27 protein-coding genes are annotated in these 25,101 nt (G+C 62.9%); 9 read left to right on the top strand and 18 right to left on the bottom strand.

What is annotated here, in order from left to right:
- Positions 1 to 7 precede the first annotated feature (7 nt).
- From AB4Y63_RS04055 to helR, 6 genes are all read right to left on the bottom strand, one after another.
- Positions 8 to 1,621 carry a phospholipase D family protein gene (locus AB4Y63_RS04055; RefSeq protein ID WP_441789763.1) on the bottom strand — a complete coding sequence of 538 codons (1,614 nt, stop codon included), beginning with the start codon at positions 1,619 to 1,621 and terminating at the stop codon, positions 8 to 10.
- Between the two features lie 160 nt (positions 1,622 to 1,781).
- Positions 1,782 to 1,919 carry a CDGSH iron-sulfur domain-containing protein gene (locus tag AB4Y63_RS04050; protein WP_441789762.1) on the bottom strand — a complete coding sequence of 46 codons (138 nt, stop codon included), beginning with the start codon at positions 1,917 to 1,919 and terminating at the stop codon, positions 1,782 to 1,784.
- Positions 1,920 to 2,182: 263 nt separating this feature from the next.
- The gene (locus AB4Y63_RS04045) at positions 2,183 to 2,332 is read right to left on the bottom strand and encodes a hypothetical protein (RefSeq protein WP_441789761.1); all 150 of its coding nucleotides are present in this window, start codon (positions 2,330 to 2,332) and stop codon (positions 2,183 to 2,185) included.
- Positions 2,333 to 2,395: 63 nt separating this feature from the next.
- The gene (locus AB4Y63_RS04040; protein WP_441789760.1) at positions 2,396 to 2,893 is read right to left on the bottom strand and encodes a GNAT family N-acetyltransferase; all 498 of its coding nucleotides are present in this window, start codon (positions 2,891 to 2,893) and stop codon (positions 2,396 to 2,398) included.
- The gene (locus AB4Y63_RS04035; protein ID WP_441789759.1) at positions 2,890 to 3,243 is read right to left on the bottom strand and encodes a VOC family protein; all 354 of its coding nucleotides are present in this window, start codon (positions 3,241 to 3,243) and stop codon (positions 2,890 to 2,892) included. Before AB4Y63_RS04035 ends, AB4Y63_RS04040 begins: the two co-directional genes overlap by 4 nt.
- A gap of 126 nt (positions 3,244 to 3,369) precedes the next feature.
- Positions 3,370 to 5,547, bottom strand: coding sequence for an RNA polymerase recycling motor ATPase HelR (helR, locus tag AB4Y63_RS04030; protein ID WP_441789758.1), 2,178 nt, complete (start codon positions 5,545 to 5,547; stop codon positions 3,370 to 3,372).
- Positions 5,548 to 5,788: 241 nt separating this feature from the next.
- Here helR and AB4Y63_RS04025 point away from each other — a divergent pair, with 241 nt between their 5' ends.
- Positions 5,789 to 6,487, top strand: a complete 699-nt coding sequence (locus AB4Y63_RS04025) for a class I SAM-dependent methyltransferase (RefSeq protein WP_441789757.1) — start codon at positions 5,789 to 5,791, stop codon at positions 6,485 to 6,487.
- A 25-nt stretch (positions 6,488 to 6,512) separates the two neighbouring features.
- Here AB4Y63_RS04025 and AB4Y63_RS04020 read toward each other — a convergent pair whose 3' ends face one another.
- The 5 genes from AB4Y63_RS04020 to dhaK form a co-directional block, all read right to left on the bottom strand.
- Positions 6,513 to 6,860, bottom strand: coding sequence for a hypothetical protein (locus AB4Y63_RS04020; protein ID WP_441789756.1), 348 nt, complete (start codon positions 6,858 to 6,860; stop codon positions 6,513 to 6,515).
- Positions 6,861 to 6,936: 76 nt separating this feature from the next.
- Positions 6,937 to 7,245 (bottom strand): hypothetical protein, encoded by a 309-nt coding sequence (locus AB4Y63_RS04015; protein ID WP_441789755.1) that lies wholly within the window; start codon positions 7,243 to 7,245, stop codon positions 6,937 to 6,939.
- Between the two features lie 74 nt (positions 7,246 to 7,319).
- On the bottom strand, positions 7,320 to 8,021 hold the full coding sequence (dhaM, locus tag AB4Y63_RS04010; RefSeq protein WP_441789754.1) for a dihydroxyacetone kinase phosphoryl donor subunit DhaM: 702 nt from the start codon (positions 8,019 to 8,021) through the stop codon (positions 7,320 to 7,322).
- 2 nt (positions 8,022 to 8,023) lie between these two features.
- A complete protein-coding gene (gene dhaL / locus AB4Y63_RS04005) occupies positions 8,024 to 8,662 on the bottom strand; it encodes a dihydroxyacetone kinase subunit DhaL (RefSeq protein ID WP_441789753.1) in 639 nt (212 codons plus the stop codon).
- A 57-nt stretch (positions 8,663 to 8,719) separates the two neighbouring features.
- Positions 8,720 to 9,721, bottom strand: coding sequence for a dihydroxyacetone kinase subunit DhaK (gene dhaK, locus AB4Y63_RS04000; RefSeq protein WP_441789752.1), 1,002 nt, complete (start codon positions 9,719 to 9,721; stop codon positions 8,720 to 8,722).
- Between the two features lie 275 nt (positions 9,722 to 9,996).
- Between dhaK and glpK the strand changes: the two genes are divergently transcribed.
- Positions 9,997 to 11,511 (top strand): glycerol kinase GlpK, encoded by a 1,515-nt coding sequence (gene glpK, locus AB4Y63_RS03995; RefSeq protein WP_441789751.1) that lies wholly within the window; start codon positions 9,997 to 9,999, stop codon positions 11,509 to 11,511.
- A gap of 80 nt (positions 11,512 to 11,591) precedes the next feature.
- Here the strand turns inward: glpK and trpD are convergent, their stop codons facing one another.
- Positions 11,592 to 12,644 carry an anthranilate phosphoribosyltransferase gene (gene trpD, locus AB4Y63_RS03990; RefSeq protein ID WP_441789750.1) on the bottom strand — a complete coding sequence of 351 codons (1,053 nt, stop codon included), beginning with the start codon at positions 12,642 to 12,644 and terminating at the stop codon, positions 11,592 to 11,594.
- Positions 12,645 to 12,749: 105 nt separating this feature from the next.
- Here trpD and ctaE point away from each other — a divergent pair, with 105 nt between their 5' ends.
- From ctaE to AB4Y63_RS03960, 6 genes are all read left to right on the top strand, one after another.
- Positions 12,750 to 13,418, top strand: a complete 669-nt coding sequence (ctaE, locus tag AB4Y63_RS03985; protein WP_441789749.1) for an aa3-type cytochrome oxidase subunit III — start codon at positions 12,750 to 12,752, stop codon at positions 13,416 to 13,418.
- A gap of 24 nt (positions 13,419 to 13,442) precedes the next feature.
- On the top strand, positions 13,443 to 14,258 hold the full coding sequence (gene qcrC / locus AB4Y63_RS03980; protein ID WP_441789748.1) for a cytochrome bc1 complex diheme cytochrome c subunit: 816 nt from the start codon (positions 13,443 to 13,445) through the stop codon (positions 14,256 to 14,258).
- 48 nt (positions 14,259 to 14,306) lie between these two features.
- Complete coding sequence (qcrA, locus tag AB4Y63_RS03975) at positions 14,307 to 15,377, top strand: cytochrome bc1 complex Rieske iron-sulfur subunit (protein ID WP_441789747.1); 1,071 nt, start codon at positions 14,307 to 14,309, stop codon at positions 15,375 to 15,377.
- Positions 15,374 to 16,993 (top strand): cytochrome bc1 complex cytochrome b subunit, encoded by a 1,620-nt coding sequence (gene qcrB, locus AB4Y63_RS03970; RefSeq protein WP_441789746.1) that lies wholly within the window; start codon positions 15,374 to 15,376, stop codon positions 16,991 to 16,993. Before qcrA ends, qcrB begins: the two co-directional genes overlap by 4 nt.
- Positions 16,994 to 17,035: 42 nt before the next feature.
- Positions 17,036 to 17,878 (top strand): methyltransferase domain-containing protein, encoded by an 843-nt coding sequence (locus AB4Y63_RS03965; RefSeq protein ID WP_441789745.1) that lies wholly within the window; start codon positions 17,036 to 17,038, stop codon positions 17,876 to 17,878.
- Positions 17,879 to 17,974: 96 nt separating this feature from the next.
- Positions 17,975 to 18,553 (top strand): GNAT family N-acetyltransferase, encoded by a 579-nt coding sequence (locus AB4Y63_RS03960; RefSeq protein ID WP_441789744.1) that lies wholly within the window; start codon positions 17,975 to 17,977, stop codon positions 18,551 to 18,553.
- A 24-nt stretch (positions 18,554 to 18,577) separates the two neighbouring features.
- On the opposite strand, the gene AB4Y63_RS03955 is transcribed toward AB4Y63_RS03960, so the two are convergent.
- The 6 genes from AB4Y63_RS03955 to AB4Y63_RS03930 form a co-directional block, all read right to left on the bottom strand.
- Entirely contained in the window at positions 18,578 to 19,024 is a 447-nt protein-coding gene (locus AB4Y63_RS03955) for a hypothetical protein (protein WP_441789743.1), read from the bottom strand.
- Positions 19,025 to 19,142: 118 nt separating this feature from the next.
- On the bottom strand, positions 19,143 to 19,565 hold the full coding sequence (locus AB4Y63_RS03950; protein WP_441789742.1) for a cytochrome c oxidase subunit 4: 423 nt from the start codon (positions 19,563 to 19,565) through the stop codon (positions 19,143 to 19,145).
- Positions 19,566 to 21,311: an aa3-type cytochrome oxidase subunit I gene (gene ctaD / locus AB4Y63_RS03945; RefSeq protein WP_441789741.1), complete on the bottom strand. Its 1,746-nt coding sequence runs from the start codon at positions 21,309 to 21,311 to the stop codon at positions 19,566 to 19,568.
- Between the two features lie 3 nt (positions 21,312 to 21,314).
- Positions 21,315 to 22,202: an aa3-type cytochrome oxidase subunit II gene (ctaC, locus tag AB4Y63_RS03940; protein ID WP_441789740.1), complete on the bottom strand. Its 888-nt coding sequence runs from the start codon at positions 22,200 to 22,202 to the stop codon at positions 21,315 to 21,317.
- Positions 22,203 to 22,415: 213 nt separating this feature from the next.
- Positions 22,416 to 22,787, bottom strand: a complete 372-nt coding sequence (locus AB4Y63_RS03935; RefSeq protein ID WP_441789739.1) for a HesB/IscA family protein — start codon at positions 22,785 to 22,787, stop codon at positions 22,416 to 22,418.
- A 191-nt stretch (positions 22,788 to 22,978) separates the two neighbouring features.
- Positions 22,979 to 24,400 carry a dipeptidase gene (locus tag AB4Y63_RS03930; protein ID WP_441789738.1) on the bottom strand — a complete coding sequence of 474 codons (1,422 nt, stop codon included), beginning with the start codon at positions 24,398 to 24,400 and terminating at the stop codon, positions 22,979 to 22,981.
- Positions 24,401 to 24,438: 38 nt separating this feature from the next.
- On the opposite strand from AB4Y63_RS03930, the gene AB4Y63_RS03925 reads away from it, so the two are divergent.
- Positions 24,439 to 25,038, top strand: coding sequence for a DUF3043 domain-containing protein (locus AB4Y63_RS03925; RefSeq protein WP_441789737.1), 600 nt, complete (start codon positions 24,439 to 24,441; stop codon positions 25,036 to 25,038).
- The last annotated feature ends 63 nt before the right edge of the window (positions 25,039 to 25,101 follow it).

Raw genomic sequence — 25,101 nt, 5'->3', positions numbered from 1 at the left:
CGTGGGCCTAAAACTGCGCAGTACCTCGCAGCCGGCGGGGGCGGCCATCTGGGTCGAGGACGAGGCGGCTGATCGGGACCGCCCACAGTCGTTGGATGGGCGGGACGGGTTCGGGAGTGTGGTGGCGCACGTTTCCGGTGGGTCGAGGGGCGCGGCGGTCAGTTTCGTGCCAGCGGTCGAGACCGGCGGCGGCGCTGTTCCAAAGTTCGAGCCCAGCCGACTGGTCGTAGAGTTGGGAATCGTTCTGGTCCATACCCAGGTGTTCGGCCCAGAGTTGGAGGCGGAGATCGCGGGCCAGCCGTCGGGAATCGTCGTGGCCGGTCTCGGTACCGGATGGGTCCCGGTTGTCGCCAGTGGTGTCGAGGACTGCGCAGGTGAGTTCGCTGTCGGTGGTCCAGGATCGACGGTTGAAGTTGTCCGAGCCGCAGGTGATCCAAGTATCGTCGACGATGCAGATCTTGGCGTGGACGTAGATCGGAGTTCCGGCACTGTTCTCAAGGTCGAACACACCGACGCGGCCTGGCGCGACTTGGCGCAGCATTCTTATGGCACGCAGTTGCCCGATCCGGCTCGGCGGCCCGGTGAGAGGGCCGTCGGAAGCAGGGTAACGGGGCACGACGGCGATCACGTTCAATTCGGGGTTCCGTTTGAGGGCCTTGGCGAGAGCGGCCGCGACCTCAGTCGACCACATGTACTGGTCCTCAATATAGATCAGAGAGCGGGCGCGGGCGAAGGCTTTCGCGTAGGCGCGCGCAACGCTGCGCTCCCCGGCCGGCGCGAACGGGAACGGCGGACGTTTCACCCCGTAAGTGCGCAACAGCTGTACAGCGTGAGGGCCCGCCGGTGGTGGTGGTGGCAACGTTTCTGGGAGCGGCTTGGGTTGCGGAGGCATGCGGGCGAGTCGTTGCTTCAGCATCCGGTAGGGAGTGCGCCGGTCCAGCGGAGTAGGGTCGTTCCACCGTTCAGCGAAAACTGCCAGTAGGTCACTCACCACGGGGCCACGCAGTTGAAGGGCGGCATCGTGCCACGGGGGTCGTTCGCCGTACCGTGAATCCATGGTCAGCGCTTGCGGGTCTCCGGCGTGGTCGGCGTCGTCCCGACGGCTGTGGCTGAGGTCGATCCCGCCAACGAATGCGATGTCCCGCGACGGGTTGTCGCGATGACGGATGACGAAGAATTTTTGGTGATGGGAGCCGAACAGGCGTACTCGCTGATCTAGCAATACCTCTCCGCCTGCGGCGTTGATTTGTCGGCTGAGCAGCTCATTGGCTCGGCCGCTGATCGGGGGCGACACACGTTCTCCGTGGGATCTCCAGACAAGGCCCCGCACTTCCACTCCCACACGGGCCAAGCCGGCGAGCAGATCACCGATCGAGGGTCCGTCTGGCAGCAGCCGCTCGTCGGCGTCGCTACGCCAGTCGGTGAACCACACGCGGTCTCCTGCGTGCAGCGCCGTCAGCTCCTCGTGCAGCCGCGCGAAGTAGGTTGCGCCATGAATCAGAGGCTGCACAAGATTACCATCGGACCAGGCCGGCGACCCGGTGGCGCCGGCGTGCACGGCAGTGGCCAGATTCCCCCGCTCAGCGCGATTCAGGAACCAGATGCCAGGATCATTGACCACCCCACGCAGTGTACGGCACCAGCCGACGCATCTCTGTTGCAAAGACAGTTCGTTGTCTGGAGCGCAGACCAATTACAGCGCATGAGAAGGAAGAGGCCAACCGACCGCAACCCTCGTGCGCGGTGAACTGAGTGATGATCGGCGCGCGCCCACACCGATTCTAGATTTCTGCGGAAGGTTCTGTGTGGAATCCGGTTACCTTGTGGGTGCCGGCGCAAAACGGCTTGATCGTCGATACGCCGCACCGACAGAGCGCGACCGTCTGCCGGCGCAGAGGCATCGGCTCCCTCTCAGACATGAGGATCTCGAAATCTCAAGCACGTCTGAACAGCGCCTCCGTGACGGCGAACTGATGGCTCACCAGAGCCTGACCATTGCAGAAGAGCGGTTAATCGATTTCCCCATCAGTGGATCTGGAGAACCATCCTGACTCCTCCCCGAAGCCGCTCGCTGGTCGGGAATCCCGTGGCCGAGCATCGGCTCCACCTGACCAGACCGATTGCGCATTGCAACCACTGTTTTGAGAACCTTTTGGCTGTCAACGAGAAATCGTGAAGCTCGCTACGGGCGGTAGTCCTTCTTCTCCTCGTAGAGCGAACGCGCAGACTGGTCAGCCTCTCGACCTCCATTGGCCGCACCGCCGACCTGAGTGATCACGGCAGCAAACCATTGGAAGGCTCGACCGACTCGACCGAGAATTCTCTTGAGCATAGGCTCCGCCTCCCTGTGGATGGAACTCTACGAGCATCAAAGCTGGCAGTCCACTCCCCTCGACTAACGCACCATCTGGGCGTGCGTGATCCCCGGAGCGCTCGGGTCAAACGTCTCAACGCCGTCGAACTCAAATCCGTTGCGACGATAGAACGCGATGGCGCGTGGATTCTCCGTCGCCACCCAGAGCATCGCTGGCGCCTCGCCCAGTACCGCGTCGAGCAGCGCTTGGCCGACGCCGGTTCCGTGAGAGTCCGCCAGCACATAGAGGCTGTGCAACTGGCGCTCCCGAGGGAGGTGTTGTCCTTCCGGACCAGAGCTTGGCCCGGCCACGGCGAACCCGACGATCCCCTCCCCTGTCCTGGCAACCCGAATCGTCCAATCATCGCGGGGACTTCGAAGGGACTGATCCCACTGCTCCTGACGTCCTAGCAGGTGCTTCTCCGTGAAGAAGTCCGCAGGGAGCAGATGGCCGTACGCCTCGCGCCACTTGTCGACATGGAGTGCGGCGATGACCGGGGCATCTGCCACAGTCGGCTGTGAGATCTCGAAACGGATCACGCCGGCGGCTCCCACAGCTCGATCGCCAGTCCCTCGGGGTCGTGGATGCGGGCGAAGCTGCCGTAGTCGTCGGTATTCCACTCGGGACGGCGCTCCACGGCGATGCCCGCCGCCTCCAGCTTCGCGGCCAACGCATCCAGCTCTGTGACGCGCACGTTGAGCATGAACGCTTGGTCCGCCGCGAAATAGTCGCTGTCGGCGGGAAAGGGCGCGAAGACGGTCATGCCTGCCTCCTGCTGCCAGATTTTGTCCTGACCGGCCTCGATACCGAGATGCTCGCGGTACCACGCCGCCCGTGCGTCCGGATCATTACTGCGGAAGAAGAGCCCGCCGATTCCTGTCACGCCCATGATCTGCCTCCTCGTTGCACAACGACTTCGAGCAATCCGCCCGCGGCCAGTTTGCGGCCAGCTTACTGGCGGGGCCGCGCAAGCAGCCATCCGAAGTCACGAGAACCGCAAGGAATATGCGCTACTTCAAGCTCCGTTGCGCTTTGCCGTCGACAGGATGAMGAGTCGCTGGGTCGCCCGAGTCATCGCGACGTAACGGTCAACTACGCCTTCGATGCCCGTCCCGAACGTTTCGGGGTCGATGAGTACGACCAGGTCGAACTCAAGTCCCTGTGAGAGCTCCGGGGTGACAAACCGGATGCGAGGCAGTGCGGTGAAGACGTCGCCATCGCTTCCGTCGGTGCTGATGACGGCCGCGACTCCTTCGGGATGCTCGGCGAGCCAGCCCTCGAGGATCGACCCGAGATCCGACACCAATGCGTGCTCGACCGGAACCCCGCTTCGGCGGATGGAGGTCGGCACGTTGGCATTCGGGAACACCGACCGAATGACCGGCTCAGCCTCGACCATGATCTCCTCAGGCGTACGGTAGTTGATGCTCAATGAGTTCAGACTGAAGTTTCCCAGCCCAATCCGGGCGAGCCGCTCCTCCCACGACTCGGTGAACCCATGCCGCGCCTGCGCCCGGTCCCCCACAATGGTGAAGCTCCGGGACGGGCACCGAACCAGCAACATCCTCCATTCGGCATCCGTCAGTTCCTGCGCCTCGTCGACGATGATGTGGGCAAACGGTCCCGCAAGGAGGTCAGGGTCAGCGTTGGGCAACGCTGACTCGTCCAGCAAACTGTTCTGGGCATCCTGACCGCGCAACATCGACATCACGAGCAGCTCTGAGTCGTCTGCCGCGATGAGATCGTCGACGACTCGCTCCATCTGGTCCCGATCTGCGACGATCTGGGCTTCGCGCAAACGCTGGCGTCGAGCCACTCCCGGATCACCCACTCGCAGGCGCACGGCGTCCAGAAAGGGCAGGTCGGATACCGTCCAGGCCTGGGCATCCGGGCGCTGCAGCATCCGAATCTCCTCAGAAGTGAGCCACGGCGCGCACGCGCCGAGATAGGCGGGAACCGACCACAGGTCGCTGACGATTCCGACCGGGTTGAGCAACGGCCAGGCCTTCGTGAAAATACTGGTCAGCTCGTCGTTCTGCAGCAGTGCCCGACGCACCATCTGGGGTGCGACTTCTTCATCGTCGAATTTGTCGATCAGGATGTCGAGGAGAGCGTTCCACACCTGGTCACGCGCCTCATTGTGCGGAGTACCGGGGTCCGGGGCGTCGAATGCCTCAGACCACTCGGCAGCGCTGAGCCAGACATCCGACCAGGGCGTCTCAATCGTCATGGCGTTCAACGGAGCACGCTCGTACACCCTCACCGCAGCCTCGATTGCACTCAGCAGGTCGCCCGTTGCCTTCAATCGGGCGACATCCGGATCGATCTCCGCCGGCGCCGACGCACCCTCGGCCACGAAGTCGCGCAGCGTGCAAATCTGCACGCTCTCCTCTCCCAGGCTGGGTAGAACATCGTTGACATACGCCAGATAGGCCTGGTGCGGACCGACGAAGAGCACGCCTCCCCCACCCCGGGCGATCCGCGAGTCGGAGTACAAGAGGTATGCGGCGCGGTGCAGAGCAACAACCGTCTTGCCCGTTCCCGGCCCGCCCTCGACGACCAGAGCGCCACGAGACCCTGCGCGGATGATGGAATCCTGGTCGGCCTGGATTGTACTGAGCACGTCACGCATGTGTGACGACCTGCTGCTGCCCAGACTGGCGATGAAGGCGGTTTGGTCGTCGAGAGCAGCGCGACCTTCCAGCCCGTCGAGGGCGAAGACTTCGTCCCAATAGTCGCTGATCCGTCCGCGCGTCCAGCGATACCGGCGACGGCTGGCCATGCCCATCGGGTTGGCGTGTGTCGCCCCGAAGAACGGCTCGGCCGCCGGGGAACGCCAGTCGAGGAGGAGCCGACGGCCCGTGTTATCGACCAGCCCCAGCCGCCCGATATAGATGGTTTCAGAATTGCCGGCCCGAACGACGTGGCCGAGGCAGAGGTCCAGTCCAAACCGGCGCAGAAGCCGGAGGCGGGACGTCAGTCGGTGGATCTCCAGGTCGCGGTCCATCGCTTCCTGACCGCTACCGCCGGGCGCCCTGCGCAGAACAGCGAGCCGGGCCGTCGGCTCGGCAATCGACTGCTCGAGAGTCGTCGCAATGTCAGCGAAGTGTTGCTCATCGCTCCCGATCAGTCGCGCGTCAGCTTTAGCAGCGAGGCGGTCGGGAAGATTAAACGCACTGGTGGTCACCGTCATGACAGCAGCTCCCTCCTTAGCGGGGCACGACAAGTGTGGGACACGACAGGGGGCTTGCCGCAAGGTACCCCCTCGGCGATAGATTGGAAGTGGAAGGACATGCGTCGTTGCGGACCAGACACCATTGCTGCTATTTACTTCAACAGACGACGGATGCGCCGAGCCCGCGCCTCGCGCTCCTGGCCCGCCCCGCTGGCACCTGCCGTATCGTGCAATCCACTGTCGGAGTAGCGTCGAGTTCATGGCTGGCATCAGCGCGGCTCGCTTGGAAACCATTCGCTATCACGAGAGTTTCTACGCCGTCACGTCGCTCGGCACGGCTGGTTCCTGGCTGGCCGCACCGCATCCGTCTGTACTCGAGGCGATCAGTCTCGTCTCTCAAACCGAGCCGGTCCGAGCATACGATCTCGGAGCAGGAGTCGGACGACATACGGTGCCAATGGCACAGCTTCTCCCCATCGGTTCGACCGTCACCGCGGTCGATTTACTTCCCAGCGCCGTCGCGATGCTCGTCAGCAATTGTCGCGCCGCCGGTGTGCTCGAGTCGGTCATGCCCGTGGTCGCGGACCTCGAAGACTACCGACTCGGCGATGCCCCTACGGCGCTGATTGTCGGCTTCTCGGTCATTGAGCATCTCAACTCCCCCCGTGCCATGCGAGCGCTCCTCACGCAGTGCCGAGAGGCGACAGTTCCCGGAGGAATCGTCTCGTTCGGGGTCGTTGCCGACCGAGTAGAGATTGCTGCCGATGGTTCACGCTCCACCGGAATCGTCGAGACCACACTCTCTGCCGCTGACGCACGGGCGTGTTTCAGGTCACTTTTTGCTGGATGGACGGTGTTGCGCGCAATGACTGAATCCGCGTCGATCTGCGAGGAACGCGGCGGAGTGCCCTATCGACTGTGCGGATCGCTTGTGGTCTATACCGCCCAGAAGCGATGAACGGTCATATTCGCCTTCCGCAGATTCAGCGGTCCTGCCCTCCCGGCGTTTCAGCGCTGTTCTCCTGCTGCTCCCGGATCGCGTAGTCGATCGAGATGCCGAGTCCCGGCTGAGTCGTGTACAGCCGCTGGTACTCCTCGGCAGCGCTCATCACCGGCCCGAAGGCAGAACGGATGCGCGAGCCAGGCCGCGCCTTGACCAATCGGACCACCATCCCCACGGCGATGGAAGCCCAGAACAAGACCACGACGACGAGTGACGCGACCGGTGCCGCCACCATCACCGCAGCAAGTACTGCCGTTGCAATGAACCCCGCTCCAACGAACCACCAGACCCGGCTCGGTCGCGCCACTCCCCCACCAGAACGGTTCATGCCACTGAGACGCTTCATCGCTACCGCCGGCTCCCGCTCATGCGCCGACACTACCAGCGGCGGGGCGTCCGGCAACCTAGGTGGAGGTATCCTCTGGCGCCGGGTGGATGACCATGCCGAATTCGTTGACCGGCTCAAACACATCGGGGTCACCGGCGTTAGTCGGCGGACCTGGGCAGATCAACCGCGTGTTCTGTACTGAATGGTCAATGACATGCTCCTGCATTGATCGCCCGCAGACGGGGCACACAGCCAAGTCGACGCTGGTCTCCGCGTCGTAACGGCCGGGCGGCGGGTTCTCGAATGCTGGTCGAAGCTTGTCTTCCACCCATTCGAAGAGGTGCGCGTATGCCCCGTTCGCTCGGGACTTCTTCTCGTCGGCCATGCCCACACGATACGCCGGATCGCCCTGATCCGCACGAGTTATTCGACACGGCCGAACGCAGCCTCAACAGACGATCAGGCCTCGCCGAAGCCCGATTCAATCAAGGCGGCCAAGGCATCGACGGCGCCCTTTCCCCCGTCATCAACGGTGTTGATCTCGACGGCGGTACCCCGGGTGAGACCCAGTGCCATGATGCCCAACAAGCTCTTCGCATCCTTGCCGTTGACCGTCACCCGCACCGGAAACGTTGTTGCAAGTTTGACGAAGTCAGCCGCGGGCCGCGCGTGCAAGCCGTCGGCGTTGATCAAAGTCACCGTTCTGGTATAGCCGGCGGGTGCCGCGCTCGACACCGGGGCAGCCGGCGCCTGGGCGGGGACGTGCGCAGCATTCGCCGACTGCGCCGCAGCGACCACCGCGGCGAGGTCCTCTCCCGACTCGGCGGCTACTGCGGCGGCAACGCCACCCTCGACCAGCGGCGCATCAACAATCACTGCACGCTCACGGTCTGCTTCAACAAGAAAATCACGCGCCGTCTCCGCAGTTAGAATCGCTGAGCCGAGGTCGCACAACACCACAACGCCGGCACCGGTGTCGGCCGCTGCCATCCCTGAACTGACCTTATCAAAGCTCGTGCCGATGCCGCCCTCGTCGGTGCCACCTGCCGCGACAAGAAGCGCGGTCGGCGCCATCTGCCGGGCGAGGTCAACGAGACCATCGGCGATCTTCTCACTATGCGAGACAAAGACGACTCCGACTCGCGCGCCTGCTGCAGCCACGACTAGGCCGTCCCTGCCACGTCGGCCGCAGCCCGAAGCAGTAGCGCCGTCGACTCGGCCCCGGGGTCACGGTGACCGATGGCCCGGTCGCCCAGGTAGCTCGCCCGCCCCTTGCGGGCGACCCAGGGTTCAGTGGCCACAGCCCCGGCCTGCGCGGCATCGGCCGCGCGGGTGAGAATCTCCGCGACGTTCGCGCCCGCCCCGTTTGCCGCCGCCGCGGCGTCGACGGCGGGCGTCCACGCATCGACCATGGTTTTGTCTCCCGACTCGGCCTTGCCGCGCAAAACGATGCCGTCACGTGCCGCGGTGAGAAAGGTGACGATGCCGGTGCCGTCGAGTTCGGTCAGACCGACGATCGAAAGCGATCCCTTGAGAAACGCGGTGCCGTAGAGTGGGCCGGCCGCGCCGCCGACCGTGGAGATCAGCGTCGTGGCGAGGACTTTGAACACATCGGACGGCGTCGCAGTATTGGCGAGCTCGGTGAGCTTCGGAAGGGCAGCCTGAAAGCCGCGATCCATGTTTTCACCGTGGTCGCCGTCGCCGATGTCCCGATCCAGCGTGTTCAACTCGGCGCGATTCAGGGCGATCTCCGCCGCGCTTCGCCTGATCCATGCCTCGGCCCAGTCGGCTCCCACACTCATTCGGTCTCCTTCTTCAACTTTGACCTCGACCGTCCGGGGCAGATCCGCCTCAGTTCCCTACCGACCCCAGCGCAATGCAGCGGTGTGAACCGGTGCATCCCAGAGCGTGGTCAGTTCGTCATCCAATTTCAACACGCTAATGGACGCGCCCTGCATTTCGAGGGAGGTGGTGAAGTTTCCGACCAATGACCGGGTGACGTCGATCCCCTTTTCGGCGAGCACCTCTGCCGCACGCCGATAGACGATGTACAGCTCGACCTGCGGCGTGCCGCCCATGCCGTTCACCATCAGCAGCACTTTGTCACCGGCGACGAAGGGCACATCGTCGACCACCGCGGCGAGCAGCCGGTCGACAATCGCATCGGCCGGTTCGAGTTTGATGCGTTCCCGCCCGGGTTCGCCGTGGATACCGATACCGATTTCGATCTCGTCATCGGCCAGGGTGAAGCTCGGCTCACCGGCGTGAGGAACCACACACGGGGTGAGGGCAACGCCCATGGTTCGCACCTGCGCATTCACCTTTTCGGCAATTGCAGCCACGCCGGCGAGATCGTCGCCGCGTTCGGCCGCCGCACCGGCAATCTTTTCCACGAGCACGGTACCGGCAACGCCACGACGCCCGGCCGTGTACAGCGAGTCTTTGACCGCAACATCGTCGTTGATGATCACCGCGCGCACGTCGATGTCTTCGGCCGCTGCCAGGTCGGCCGCTGTCTCGAAATTGAGCACGTCGCCGGTGTAGTTCTTGACGATGTGCAGCACTCCGGCGCCGCCGTCGACTGCCTTCGTCGCCGCAAGGATGGGATCGGGCGTCGGGGAAGTGAACACTGCCCCAGGAACTGCGGCATCGAGCATGCCCGGCCCGACGAACCCGCCGTGCATGGGCTCATGGCCGCTGCCACCGCCACTCACTATTCCCACTTTTCCGGACACCGGCGCGTCACGGCGAACGATGAAGATCGGGTCGAGGGAGACCGTGACCAGATCGGCATGGGCCGCACCGAAACCTGACACAGCCTCGGTAACGACATTCTTCGGATCATTGATGAGCTTCTTCATGAGCTTCCGTTCACTCGGCAAATCTGAAACCACCCGGACGTCTGCTCCGTCTCGAGTCGTCGTGGTTCTCCCGCTCAAACTACGCCATGCTCGCCCGCGGGGTAAGGGCAACGCGCACGGAGGGCGCTGGCCATTCCCCTCACAGAGCGCCGAGGCTAGGGTGTAGCCAAACGCTCACCCTGGCCCCCGTTCGTTGCAGCGTCTCATCTCCACGCCTCATGTGCAGCAACTGCGCCGGCCAGCGACGGTAGAGAGTCCGCCCAACGGAGGTCACCATGACTGATTACATTCTCGCGATCGACCAGGGAACAACGAGTTCTCGGGCCATCATCTTCAGTAAAGAAGGCTCGGTCGTCTCGACCGGCCAGCTCGAACACGAACAGATATTTCCGCAAGCCGGGTGGGTCGAACACGACCCCAAGGAGATCTGGAACAACGTTCGTGAAGTAATTGGTCAGGCTTTGGCCAAGGCGAACATCACCCGCCACAACATCAAGGCAGTCGGAATCACGAACCAGCGTGAGACTGCAGTCGTCTGGGACAAGACAACCGGCGAGCCGGTGTACAACGCGATTGTCTGGCAAGACACCCGCACCCAGCCGATCGTCGACCGGCTGGCCGCCGACGGTGGCGTCGAACGCTTCAAGCAGAAGGTGGGCCTGCCATTGGCGACCTACTTCTCGGGCACCAAGATCGTCTGGATCCTGGAGAACGTGGAGGGTGCCCGGGCGAAGGCGGAAGCCGGCGACCTGCTCTTTGGCAACACCGACGCGTGGGTTCTCTGGAATCTCACCGGTGGTGTCAACGGCGGCGTGCATGCCACGGATGTGACCAACGCGTCGCGCACGATGTTCATGGATCTCGAGACGCTGCAGTGGGACGACGACATCCTCGCCGCATTCAATGTGCCGAAGTCCATGCTTCCCGAGATCAAGAGCTCGTCAGAGGTGTACGGGATCGTCGAGGAACACTCGTTGCTGCGAGAAGTTCCGGTTGCGGGCATCCTGGGCGACCAGCAGGCAGCGACGTTCGGCCAGGCCGCGTTCGACACCGGCGAGGCGAAGAACACCTACGGCACGGGCAACTTCCTCATCTTCAACACCGGGGAAGAAATCGTCCACTCCAAGAACGGCCTCCTCACCACGTTGGGCTACAAGCTCGGAGACGCAGCCCCGCACTACGCCTTGGAAGGCTCAATCGCCGTGACCGGCGCTCTCGTGCAGTGGTTGCGTGACAACCTCGGCCTGATTTCGTCGGCCGACGAGATCGAAGCACTGGCTCGAACCGTCGACGACAACGGCGGCGCCTACTTCGTGCCGGCGTTCTCCGGCCTGTTCGCACCGTACTGGCGATCGGATGCCCGTGGCGCGCTGGTTGGTCTGACCCGGTTTGTCAACAAGGGGCATATCGCCCGTGCTGCACTCGAGGCGACTGCCTTTCAGACGCGTGAGGTCATCGAAGCCGTCAACGCAGATTCTGGCGTGCCGCTGACCGAAATCAAGGTGGATGGCGGAATGATCGCGAACAATCTGCTCATGCAGTTCCAGGCTGACATCCTGGGTGTCCCGGTCGTTCGCCCCGTGGTCGCCGAGACGACTGCGCTCGGCGCTGCCTATGCGGCAGGCCTTGCCGTCGGGTTCTGGAGCGACCTTGACGATCTGCGGGCCAACTGGCAAGAAGACAGCCGGTGGACGCCGCAGATGGATGAGGCGGAGCGGGCGCGTCAGCTGCGCAACTGGAAGAAGGCCGTGACAAAGACCTTCGGATGGGTCGACGAAGACGTCAACTGACAAAACAGCAGAGTCCGACCGACCACGCCGTCAGGGCAGGTCGGTCGGACTCGTGTGGGGCAGCGCGTCGCGCGCCCGGCTCAGCCCCGGGTTGCCTCGACCCACTGTGCGAGTTTGCGAGCGGCGGCGCCCGAATCGATCGCCTCCGCTGCGACAAGCATCTGAGCGCGGAAACGATCCAGAATGCTGATCTGGCTCTGGGAGGGATCCTGCGCCAACGCGTAGGCGACCAATCCGGCCGCGGCGTTCAGCAACACGATGTCGCGCACCGGACCCTGATCGCCGGCCAGAACCGAGTGCACAACGGAGGCGTTGTGCGCGGCGTCTCCCCCGGTCAAGTCACTCATCTTGGACCGCTTGATGCCGAGGTCGCGAGGATCGATGTCGTGCTCGGTCACCAGTCCGCGGGAGATCTCCCAGACGTGACTGTGGCCTGTCGTGGTCATCTCGTCGAGGCCGTCATCGCCGCGGAAGACAAGGGCCGTCGCACCGCGGGTTTGGAACACGCCGACGAACAGCGGAACGCGAGACAGCGTCGCGACGCCGACCGCCGAGGCCTCCGGCCTCGCCGGGTTGCACAGTGGGCCGAGGTAGTTGAAGACCGTGGGGATGCCCAGTTCGCTGCGCGTGGCCGCTGCGTGACGGAAACCGGGATGGAAAGCGGCGGCGTATGCAAAAGTGATTCCCGTCGCATCCAGGATCTCGGCGACCGTGGTGGCGGACAGCGTGAGGTCGATGCCGAGCGCCGCGAGCACATCCGACGCGCCCGAGTCGGAACTTGCCGCTCGATTGCCGTGCTTGATTACTGGTACGCCAGAGGCCGCACAAACAATTGACGCCATCGTGGACACGTTGACGGTGCCGAACCTGTCTCCACCCGTGCCGACGATGTCCAAGGCCATGGGGTTGACGGGGAGTGGAATGGCGTGATCGAGGATCGCGTCACGGAACCCGACGATCTCGTCGACAGTCTCCCCTTTGGCCTGAAGAGCCACCAGAAACGCGCCCATCTGGGCCGCTGTGGCCTCGCCGACCATGATCTGTTCCATGCTCCAGGCGGCATCGGCGACACTCAGGTCCTCTCCACGGAGAAGGGAGCTCAGGATATTGGGCCAAGACTGCGATTCCAGCATGCGCACAATCGTAGAGGAATCTGCCTACTCCCCCGAAATCACGGGGATTTTCACCGCTCGGTAAGGCTTACCTAACCATAACCATTGGGCGACAGGCATGCCTGAATGAGAAAAAGCTGTACGAATATCGGCCATAATGGAGGGGTGACGAGCACCTCAATTACTCATACGGCTGTTGCGCCGGTAGTGAACAGGCCCAACAGCGTGGCAGTGGGCACCATTGTCTGGCTAGGCAGCGAAGTTATGTTCTTCGCCGGCCTCTTTGCCATCTACTTCACCCTTCGGTCGACTGCGCCCGAACTGTGGCAGTTCGAGACGGACAAGCACAATTTCACTTACGCGCTGATCAACACACTGATCCTGGTGTCCTCCTCAGTGACATGCCAGTTCGGCGTGTTCGCTGCAGAGCGACTTCAGCCTCGGGCGACCGGTTGGAAGCCCAGCCAGTGGGGCATGGTCGAGTGGTTCTTCCTCACCTACGCCCTCGGCGCCATCTTTGTGGCCGGCCAGGTGCTTGAGTACGCGACGTTGGTCTCGGAGGGCATCTCGCTCAGCTCCAACGCGTACGGCTCAGCCTTCTACATCACAACCGGATTCCACGGAATCCACGTGACCGGTGGTTTGATCGCATTCCTTCTGGTCATCGGCCGTGCCTTCGCGGTCAAGCACTTCGGCCACAAGGAAGCCACCAGCGCCATCGTGGTCTCCTACTACTGGCACTTCGTCGACGTCGTCTGGATCGGGCTCTTCCTGGTCATTTACGTTCTCAAATAGAAATCAGAAGCGGACAACCACAGCATGCCCGAGAACAGAAAACTCACTACCCGGCAGGGTCGCAAAGCCGGTCGTCGCCATCCTTTGGCCAGCGTCGCCCTGATTGCCATCGGCCTGCTCTTCACCGGAGGCGCCTACGCTGCTTTCAGTGCAACGAGCTCCGCAACTGCGCAAGCAGATGCCACGAGCCAGCAGACCATTGACGAAGGCAAGAAGCTCTTCGCCGCAAACTGCGCCACCTGCCACGGCCTCGCCGCCGACGGCACGGCCGACGGCCCGAACTTGATCGGCGTCGGCGCTGCTGCTGTCGATTTCCAGGTCGGAACCGGCCGGATGCCGATGGCAGTCAACGGACCGCAGGCAGAACAGAAGCCCGTTCAGTTCACCGACGAACAGGTTGCAGCTCTTGCCGCCTATGTCGCTTCGTTGGCTCCCGGCCCCGCGATTCCTGAGGGCGAAGTGCTCGACGGCCAGGGTGACCTCTCCAACGGTGGAGAACTCTTCCGCATCAACTGCGCAATGTGCCACAACGTGGCCGGCGCAGGCGGCGCCCTGACCGAGGGAAAGTTCGCTCCCCCTTTGACGGGCGTGTCGTCCAAGCACATCTATGAGGCGATGGTCACCGGCCCGCAGAACATGCCGGTCTTCAACGACATGAACATCACCCCTGAGGGCAAGCGCGACATCATCAGCTACCTCAAGTACCTCGAGAACAACCCGTCGCCGGGCGGTTTTGCGCTGGGCTCGCTCGGACCTGTTTCAGAGGGCTTGTTCCTCTGGATCTTCGGCCTGGGTGCAGTCGTGGCGTTGACCGTGTGGATCACGGCAAAGTCGAACTAACCGGATACCGGTTCATGACACAGCGTATAAAGCCCCTGAAGGAGAACAATGGCCAAGGACGATAACGGCGGGAAGGACCTGATCGCCGCCGACTCGCCCGGCGCACACGCGGAGGAATCCTCCGGTATCGCCGTCGTCGCACGGGATGCCGTCGCCAACCCAGGTCTCCCCCCGCACCGCAAGCGTGTGACAGATCTCGAACCGAAAGCTGAACGCACCGCCGAGCGCGCTGTGTACACGCTCTTCTACCTGTCAATCGTGGGCAGCATCTGGGCGATCGCCGCCTACATGATCTTCCCGATGGAAGGTGAAGACGTCGGATCCGTTCGACTGAACAACCTGTTCATTGGTTTGGGTCTGGCCCTCGCACTTCTAGCGCTCGGTATTGGTGCCGTCCACTGGGGCAAGGCACTGATGTCCGACCACGAAGGCGTCGATGAGCGTCACCCGGTTCAGGGCAGCGACGAAACCCGTGCCCGTTCCGTGGAGATCTTCCAGGAAGCGAATGAGGAGTCAGGCTTCGGCCGTCGCACCCTCATCCGCAACAGCCTGATCGGCGCACTCGTCGTGTTCCCACTTCCCGCAGTGGTGCTGTTCCGCGGCCTCGGCCCTCAGGACCAGGATCCGGTGGCGCTCCTCGAGCACACCATGTGGAAGAAGGGCATGCGCCTGACGGTCGACCCCAGCGGCACCCCGATCCGAGCATCGGACGTCACGCTCGGCTCGGTGTTCCACGTGATCCCCGAGGGTTTGGTCGACCTGGAGCACGGCAAGCTCGAAGAGAAGGCCAAGTCCGCAGTCTTGCTGATGCGTTTGAAGCCGGAAGATCTCCACGAGCAGCCCTCACGCAAGAGCTGGTCGTATGACGGCATCGTCGCGTATTCCAAGATTTGCACCCACGTCGGTTGCCCTGTTGCTCTCTACGAGCAGCAGACACACCACCTGCTCTGCCCGTGCCACCAGTCACAGTTTGATGTTTCAAACGAGTGTGCAGTTATCTTCGGACCGGCCAAGCGGCCGCTCCCCCAGCTGCCCATCGCCGTTGACTCTGAGGGCTACCTGGTCGCGCAGAGCGACTTCACCGAACCCGTCGGACCGAGCTTCTGGGAGCGTTCTTGAGCACGTCAACCACCACGAGCGCACCCGCCGAGGCTAAAAAGTCGGGCGGCTTCACCGCTTCCGCGGCGAACTACCTCGATGAGCGCACCAGCATCTCTACAGCGGTCAAGGAACTGGGTCGAAAGATCTTTCCTGACCACTGGTCATTCCTTCTCGGTGAAGTGGCGCTGTACAGCTTCGTCATCATTCTTCTCTCTGGAAGCTTTCTGACCTTCTTCTTCCAGGCGTCGATGACGCAAATGCACTACGACGGTTCGTATGTTCCGTTGAAGGGTGTCGAGATGTCTGCCGCCATGGCGTCGACCCTCGACATCTCCTTCGATGTTCGTGGTGGATTGCTCATGCGCCAGGTTCACCACTGGGCTGCGCTTCTCTTCGTTGCCTCCATCGGCCTGCACATGCTGCGCATCTACTTCACCGGTGCGTTCCGCAAGCCGCGTGAGCTCAACTGGGTGATCGGCTTCGTGCTCTTCATCCTCGCGATGGCTGAAGGCTTCACCGGCTACTCCCTCCCCGATGACCTGCTCTCCGGAAACGGTCTGCGCATTATCGACGGAATCATCAAGGGCATTCCGGTCGCCGGAACCTGGATCTCCTTCCTGCTCTTCGGCGGCGAGTTCCCGGGCGAAGACATCGTCGGCCGCCTCTACTCGCTGCACATCCTGTTGCTGCCCGCTCTGGTCGTCGCTTTCATCGCACTGCACCTCCTGTTTGTGGTTGTCCACAAGCACACGCAGTACCCCGGTGCGGGCAAGACCAACCAGAACGTCGTCGGCTTCCCGGTTCTCCCGGTTTACGCCGCGAAGGCCGGTGGATTCTTCTTCATCGTCTTCGGCGTCGTGATGCTGATGGCTGCGCTGTTCACGATCAACCCGATCTGGAACTACGGCCCGTACGACCCGTCACCTGTTTCTGCCGGTACCCAGCCTGACTGGTACATCGGATTCGCCGACGGTGCACTGCGCCTGATTCCGCCGGGACTCGAGGTCGTGTGGCTCGACCACACCTACTCGTGGAACATCTTGATCCCGTTGATCGTCATCGGCATCTTCATCATGCTCGTGATGTTCTACCCGTTCATCGAGGCGTGGATCACCGGCGACAAGCGCGAGCACCACATCCTGGACCGCCCGCGCAACGCTCCGACCCGCACCGCGATCGGCGCCGCCGGCGTGACCTTCTACGCAGGCCTCTGGGCTGCCGCGTCGTCGGACATCATCGCGACCCACTTCCACCTCACGATGGAAGGCGTGATCCACGCCATCCAGGCGATCACCATCCTCGGACCGGTTCTTGCCTACTTCCTCACCAAGCGCATCTGTCTGGCGCTGCAGAAGAAGGATCGCGAGATCGTGCTGCACGGCTACGAGTCAGGCCGCATCGTTCGCCTCCCCGGCGGCGAGTACATCGAGGTGCACCAGCCCGTTGACGAGTACGAGCGCTGGAAGCTCATCAACCACACGGACTACAAGCCGTTGATGATCCGCCCGAACGCCAAGGGTCAGATCACAGCCGGCCAGCACTTCCGTGCCGCGATGTCCCGTTGGTTCTTCGAAGACCGGATCGCACCGGTCAGCCAGAAGGAACTCGACCAGTCGCACGGCGATCACCACTAGTCACCACGGCTGATCGGAACACACATAACAGATCGGGTATCGATGTCACTCCAGACTTTGTCGGAGTGGCTTCGATGCCCGGTCTGTTTTTCTGCGCTCAGCCCGCAGGAACCGCTCATGGTCACCTGCGACGCCGGGCATTCCTATGACGTGAACAAGCGCGGCTTCATCACCCTGCTGCGCTCCCGCGGGCTGATCGGCGACAGCGCTGAGATGCTTGCCGCACGCGATGCTTTTCTGGGTGCCGGCTGGTACGCGTCGCTCCGGGAGGCCGTCACCCGTGTCGTCGCGTCGGAATCGCCGCTCACCGTCGTCGACATCGGCTGCGGCACCGGCTACTACCTGGGCGGTGTTCTTGACCAGGTGCCGGCGGCGCGCGCGTTGGCCGTCGACATTTCGCCTGCGGCGGTCTCCCGAACGGTACGCAACGTGGACCGAACCGACGGCCTTGTCGCCAATGTCTGGTCGCCACTGCCCATCAAGGATGGCGCAGCCGATGTCATCCTCAACGTCTTCGCGCCCCGCAATGCCGCGGAGTTCGCACGTGTACTTCGACCGGACGGCCTCCTCGTCGTGGTCATCCCCCAGCCTTCCCACCTGCGCGAATTGCGCGAGGCGGGTCGTGCCCTCGGCGTTCAAGAAGACAAAGCTGCCGTCTTGATCTCCGGACTCGCCGAGTATTTCGCCGTGCACTCCCGTCAGCAGCTCTCTGCGGAGGTCTGGCTCACGGAGTCAGAGATCACGGCACTTGTTGGGATGGGGCCGTCGGCCCATCACCAGTCCGCCGCAGATGACCTGCGTGAGGATGCGGACGACCTCACGGTCGACCGACACCCGGTGACGACGTCATTCGAAGTGTTCGGCTTCCGCCGGCTCTCCCGCTGATCACCGCTCCCCCGCGCTCAGCGGGATCTGGCCGAAGCGCTCTCCTCACCGATGACCGGTGTTGTCGCCGTCGAATGGGAGTGCCAGGGTGAGTGCATGGCGATCCAGGTGCGCACAGCGACGGTCTTCGACGACGTGAAGACGATGGTGGGGCCGAAACGCCCCGATGCGAACGTGTGCTGGTGTCTGAGCTACCGCATCCCGTCAACCGAGAACCTCGCGCTGCGTGGGCCTGAACGCGGTGAGCGAGTGAAACGCCTGACGAGCGAAGACCCGCCGCCTGGGGTTCTCGCCTACGACGACGACGGCGAAGTAGTCGGCTGGGCGGCGGTTCATCCTCGCGCCGACACCGGGTTCGCACGCAACCGTAAGATTCCGCACGTCGACGAGCTCGACGTCTGGTCGGTCTGGTGCATCCGCGTGCGCCCGGGGCATCGTGGAACCGGGATCTCACACCGGCTGCTGGCCGGCGCCGTCGAATTCGCACGCGAACATGGCGCTCCGGCGATCGAGGGTTACCCGGTCGACAACGCAGGCGAGAAGGTCGATCTCACGATGGCCTATGTCGGCACTCGCTCACTTTTCGAGCGGGCCGGATTCACCAAGGCGGCCGACACCGAATCCGTGTTGAACGGTTTTCCCCGCGTCGTCATGCGGTTGGATCTGCACAGCTAGATTCAGTGCGGCTTCACTGAAGGCTTACGAAGAGGTCGTGTCGGGGTTCACGATCAGAAACCCTCCGAGTTTCGTCCAGCCGTCCGGTACCGGGTCATCCGGGGCCACGATTCTGGCAGTTCCGGTTGCGCTGCCGCTTATCCAAAGCCGTGAGGCGTTGGCGTCGGTCGTGCATCCCGAAACACTGCCCTTCGGCGGATGAGTGAGCACCAAACAGATTCCAGGCATCCCCGACTCCGCTTCGACGTAGTCGGTCACAAAGTAGCTCACACCGGCGAGCTCGCCGACGAGGCGACCGGTGGCGGCGCCGCTCGCCACTTCCTTCACGTCAACGGGCAAGGCGTCGATCGGGCTGCTTTCCGCAGACAGGAACTTACGAATCTGAGTTGTTTGATCGTCGCCCACGCACCCCGTGAGAACCAGTGCCGCGCTGCAGGCGAGTGCTCCTGCCCAGATCCGTGAAGTAACCATTTGCCCACGCCCCCCAACGCTGTCTGTCACTGAGCGTACAGGTGCACGGCGTCCGGATACGCAAAACGCCCTCCCGAAGGAGGGCGTTTCGCGTTCAGAAAGCAGATGCCTGCCAGCGTTAGCGGGCGAAGAGACCGCGGTAGTACTCGTAGACCCAGCCGACGAGGCTGATGACGCCGACACCGACCGCGATGAAGCAGATCCAGAAACCGACTGCGAGGCCGAGGAACAGCAACGCTGCGCTTCCAGCCAGCATGATCGGCCACCAGCTCCACGGGCTGAAGAAGCCCATCTCGGGATCGCCATCATCGATGTTTGCATCGAGGCGGTCTTCCGGAAGCTCTCCACCCTGAGCGGCGTGGACGCGGCCCAGGTAGAAGGCGAGGAAGGCCGACAGGATCGTCGACAACGCGAGGGCAAAGGTACCGGCCCACTCGACAGCCAGGTGGTTCGGGTCAAGCAGGCTCCAGACCACATAGGTGATGGTGGAGAGTGCGAAGAAGACCGTCAGGATCCAGAAGAGATTGACGTTGGCTTTCATTTACTTGACCTTTTCCGAGGCGGCGTCATAGATGGGTGCGTCTGGTGCATCTTTCGCCGGACCGATGCCGACCGGGATGCCCACCTCGGGGTGGTTCAGGTCGAACGCGGGGCGCTCCGACCGGATACGCGGAATCGAGGTGAAGTTGTGACGCGGCGGCGGGCACGACGTGGCCCACTCGAGGGAAGCACCGTAACCCCAGGGGTCGTTGACCGTGACCTTCGGCGCCTTGCGAGCGGTGATGTACACGTTCAAGAAGAACGGGATCAGCGAGACCGCGAGGATCATTGCACCGATGGTCGACAACTCGTTCATCCAGGTGAAGCCGTCTTCCGGTGAGTAGGTCGCGTAACGACGCGGCATACCAACGACACCCAGCCAGTGCTGCACGAGGAAGGTGGTGTGGAAGCCGATGAACAGCAACCAGAAGTGCCACTTTCCGAGAGTCTCGTTGAGCATCTTGCCCGTCCACTTCGGCCACCAGAAGTAGAAGCCACTGAACATGGCGAAGACGACGGTGCCGAAGACGACGTAGTGGAAGTGCGCCACGACGAAGTAGGTGTCAGACACGTGGAAGTCGAGCGGCGGCGACGCGAGGATGACACCGGTCAGACCACCGAAGGTGAACGTGACCAGGAAGCCGATCGCCCAGAGCATCGGGGTTTCGAAGGTCAACGACCCGCGCCACATCGTGCCGATCCAGTTGAAGATCTTCACACCGGTTGGAACCGCGATGAGCATCGTCATCAGCGAGAAGAAGGGCAGCAACACGGAGCCGGTGACGTACATGTGGTGAGCCCACACCGTGACCGAGAGAGCAGCAATCGAGATCGTGGCGTAGACGAGGGTCTTGTACCCGAAGATCGGCTTGCGGCTGAACACCGGGAACACTTCGGAGACGATGCCGAAGAACGGCAGCGCAATGATGTAGACCTCAGGGTGTCCGAAGAACCAGAACAGGTGTTGCCAGAGGATGGCGCCACCATTTGCTGGGTCGTAGATATGAGCGTTGAAGATACGGTCTGCAGCGGCGGCCAGCAGGGCTGCGGCCAAAACCGGGAACGCCATCAGGATCAGGATCGAGGTGACGAGCGCGTTCCACGTGAAGATCGGCATGCGGAACATGGTCATACCGGGGGCACGCATCGTGATGATCGTGGTGATGAAGTTCACACCACCGAGGATCGTGCCGAATCCCGAGAGACCCAGGCCGACCATCCAGAGGTTTCCACCGACACCGGGCGAGAACGTCGTCGATGCCAGCGGCTGATAAGCAAACCAACCGAAGGATGCAGCACCCTGCGGGGTGAGGAACCCAGCGACGGCGATGAGGCTACCGAAGTTGAAGAGCCAGTAGGAGAAGGCGTTCAGACGCGGGAATGCCACGTCGGGAGCACCGATCTGCAGCGGCATGAGGGCGTTCGCGAACCCGAAGAAGAGCGGGGTGGCGAACATGAGCAACATGATCGTGCCGTGCATCGTGAACAGCTGGTTGTACTGCTCCTTGGTCTGAACAATCTCAAGACCCGGGGCGAAGAGCTGTGCGCGGATGACCAAGGCCATCACGCCGCCGATGCAGAAGTAGATGAACGAGGTGATCAGGTACATGTACCCGATGACCTTGTGGTCGGTGGAGGTGATCCACTTGACCAGGATGTTGCCCTTGCGCTCAGCCGACGGCGAGGTCACGGGCGATGAGCCCTGTGACGCCGTCGGTGTCGGGGCGGGTGCTGTGATGGTGCTCATGGGTTAGTGGCCCTCCTCGATGGTCGGGGCACCCGTGCCCGGAAGATTGCTGTTTCGGTCATATTCCTGACCGAGCTGACCGGTGTTGCCGGCTGCACGCAGCGACTCGATGTACGTGTCGTAGTCAGCCTGAGAGACGACCTCGACGTTGAAGAGCATGAGGGAGTGGTACTCGCCACACAGTTCCGCACACTTGCCGGCGTACGTGCCGACGCGTTCGGGGATCAGCGACATGTAGTTCGTCTTGCCCGGAATCACGTCTTTCTTGTACAAGAAGTCGATAACCCAGAACGAGTGGATAACGTCGCGCGACTCGAGCTTGAACTCGACCTTCGCGCCGACCGGAAGAACCAGCTTCGGCAGCTCGGCTTCCTTGATCGTGCCGGCCGGAGCATCGAGCTTCGGCTGGGCCTGAATGCCCGCGGAGTAGACGTCTTCGTTCACGTAGTTGAAGTCCCAAGCCCACTGCTTGGCCATGACCTCAATCTGCACGTCCGGCTTGTCGAAGCGAGCTTCGATCGCAGCCTGGTCACGCGCGGTGAAGGCGAAGAAGCCCAGCACCAAGATCAGCGGCACGATTGTGTAGAAGATCTCGATCGGCATGTTGTAACGCATCTGGACCGGAAGACCGGTCTGACCCTTGCGGCGTCGGTAGACAACGACCGCCCAGATAGTAAGGCCCCAGGTGATGAGACCGACGATGAGCAACACGATCCACGAAGTGGTCCAGAGCCCTGAAATGCGCTCGGTGTGATTTGTCACCGCCGATTCGCCATCAACAAAGCCGGGGAGAAAACCATTCAGCTGGGCGGTAGTGCACCCGGCAAGAACAATGGTTAACGTCGCTGCGATCGGAATTGCAGCCCATCGGAGACGGCGATTTGTGCGCACCGGTGACCTTTCGGGAGACTCGAGGGCACTTCACAGGAAGTGCTTTGACCGGTTCTAGCCTACTCCGGCAGATGCCGCCCAATGTGCACTCTGGGGGCCGAGTCGCTCGAGAAGTCGCCGTCTGCCTGAAAATTTCCCGGTAAAACGGGCCGAAAAAGCCAGATGGGAGACCATCCAGACGGATGATCTCCCAGGTTGACGTGCTTCGGCTAACTAGTGGAAAGAATCTCCACACGCGCAGCTTCCACCCGCATTGGGGTTGTCGATGGTGAATCCCTGCTTCTGAATCRTGTCTTCAAAGTCGATGGTTGCGCCCTCCAGGTAGGGAACGCTCATCTTGTCGACGATCACTTCGACGCCGTCGAAGTCACGCACAGCGTCACCATCGAGCGTGCGCTCGTCGAAGTAAAGCTGGTAGATCAGACCCGAGCATCCGCCCGGCTGCACGGCTACGCGCAGACGCAGGTCTTCGCGGCCCTCCTGTGAGAGCAGGCTGCGCACCTTGTCGGCTGCGGCGTCGCTCAGCCCGACGGCGTGAACTGCGGCGTCGGCGGTCTGGGACGCAGTGGTGATGGTGTCAGTCATGGTGCTCCTCGGTTCGATCAGGTGAGTGATCGCGTCGGTTCGGTCGTTCGGCACTGGGATAGCTCGGCACGGGGGCCGGTATTGAAAAGATTCTAACTCCGGCAACGTTGAACTCGCCGTGAACATTCCCGAGCGTCATTTCGGGCGTCACTGACGTCGCGGATGCGCGTGGCGAATTCAAGCAGCCGGTTCTAGACGGCGTCGCGGCGGTTCAAGCGCCCCAAGAGGTAGGCCTCGGTCAGAAGCGCCCGCTTGAACACGCCGAGGTGCAGCGACTCGTTGGGACTGTGCGCCCGGGAGTCAGGGTCTTCGACGCCGGTGACCAGGATCTGCGCGGCCGGGAACACCCGAACGAGGTCGGCGATGAACGGGATCGACCCACCGACTCCGATGTCAACCGGTGGCACGCCCCACGCATCGGCCATCGCCTGCCGCACCGAGGCGACCGCCCAGCCGCTGGTGTCAACGAGGAACGGCTCCCCCGTGTCGACGTCATCGATCTCGAGGTGCGCGCCAAACGGTGCGTTCTCTCTGAGGTGCTTCTCGATCGCCTCATATGCCGACTGAGCCTCCTGACCGGGGGCGACGCGCACACTGATTTGCACGCTGATCGCCGGGGAGAGAGTGTTTGACGCGTTCGCGACAGTCGGCGCATCGATTCCGGTGACGGTAATCGATGGCTGAGCCCAGATCCTGCTGAGAATCGTGCCGTGTCCGATCGGCGACACGCCATCGAGCAGCCCGGTCTCCCGGCGCAATTGCTCCTCGGAGTAGGGCGGTGTCTCTTGGTCGTGACTGGTCAGCCCGGCCACGGCGACGCCGCCGTCAGCGTCGTGAAGTGTCGACAGCAGGCGAATCGTGGCCAGCATCGCATCCGGCACCGCTCCCCCGAACATTCCGGAGTGCGAGGCATGGGTGAGCGTGCGCACCGTCAACCGGAAGGTGACATTTCCGCGCAGGCCGATCGTCAGTGCCGGCGTGTCGATGTCCCAGTTATTGGAGTCGGCGACCACGATCACGTCACCCGAGAGCGCTGCATGGTTCTCTTCGAGGAAGGTGGCGAACGAGCGGCTGCCGAACTCCTCCTCGCCTTCGATGAACAGGGTGAGACCGAGATCGAAGTCGGCCCCTTCCGCTTCGACCAGCGCGCGGATGGCGCCGATGTGGGCCATCACGCCCGCTTTGTCGTCGGCGGCGCCACGGCCGTAGAGGCGGTCGCCGCGCACGGTGGGCTCGAATGGGTTCGACTCCCACTCTTCGTCTTTGCCGGGAGGCTGCACGTCGTGGTGGGCGTAGAGCACAACGGTCGGCCGCCCGTTTCGGGCGGCGCGCGTTGCAATCACGGCGGGCTGACCGAGCTCGTCGGTGCCGGGAATGCCGGCTTGCTTCACCTCGACGACGTCAAACACCCCGAGATCACGGGCCAGGGCGGCGACTGCGTCGGCGCTGGCGGCGACCTGGTTTCGGTCGAATGCCGCCCACGAAACCGACGGGATGCGCACAAGCGCAGAGAGGTCGGCGATCGTGCCGGGTAGGCCGCGTTCAACGGCCGCGCGCAACGCGGAATCGAGTTCGGGAACAACTTCAGAGACTGGCTTCTGGGTATCCGTCATGGAGGTAATCTTAAAGCAACCAATCGCAAGGAATTGATGTGGCTAAGAACCCTGTAAACCCCGACGCCCAGCCGTCGATTGAGACTGCCGACGAAACTGCAGCTCGCCTCGCTGCTGCGGCCACGACCGGAAAAGGTCAGGCGACGCCGACGCGCAAGCAGCAAGAAGCTGCCAACCAGCGTCCGCTCGTCCCCGGTGATCGCAAGATTGCCGCCAAGCAAGCCCGCGAAAAGTCGATGGAGGCGCGAGGACGCGCCCGCATCGGAATGGCAAACGGCGAAGACAAGTACCTCCCCCTTCGCGAGCGTGGACCGCAGAAGCGCTACGTGCGTGACTACGTCGACGCGCGTTTCAACGTGGGCGAGTTCATGATTCCGGTCATGTTCCTGGTGATCCTGCTCACCTTCTTCCCCGACCCTGCAGTGCAGACGTACGGCATCCTCGCCCTCTGGGCGTTCTTCCTCGTTGCAGTTGTCGACTGCGTCATCCTCGGTTTCATCGTCACCCGTAAGGTTGCCGCCAAGTTCGGTGCCGACAAGGCGGAGAAGGTGCGTTGGTACGCAGCGATGCGCGCGCTCCAGCTGCGCCCGATGCGCCTGCCGAAGCCTCAGGTGAAGCGCGGCCAGTACCCGAGCTGATCTACACCCTGAACCACACAACTGACCCGCAGCCGATTCGGCTGCGGGTCAGTTGTTTCTTGA

This window comes from Leifsonia sp. YAF41, assembly GCF_052113185.1.
Lineage (GTDB): Bacteria > Actinomycetota > Actinomycetes > Actinomycetales > Microbacteriaceae > Cryobacterium.
This window is presented reverse-complemented; position numbering and strand designations above follow the sequence as displayed.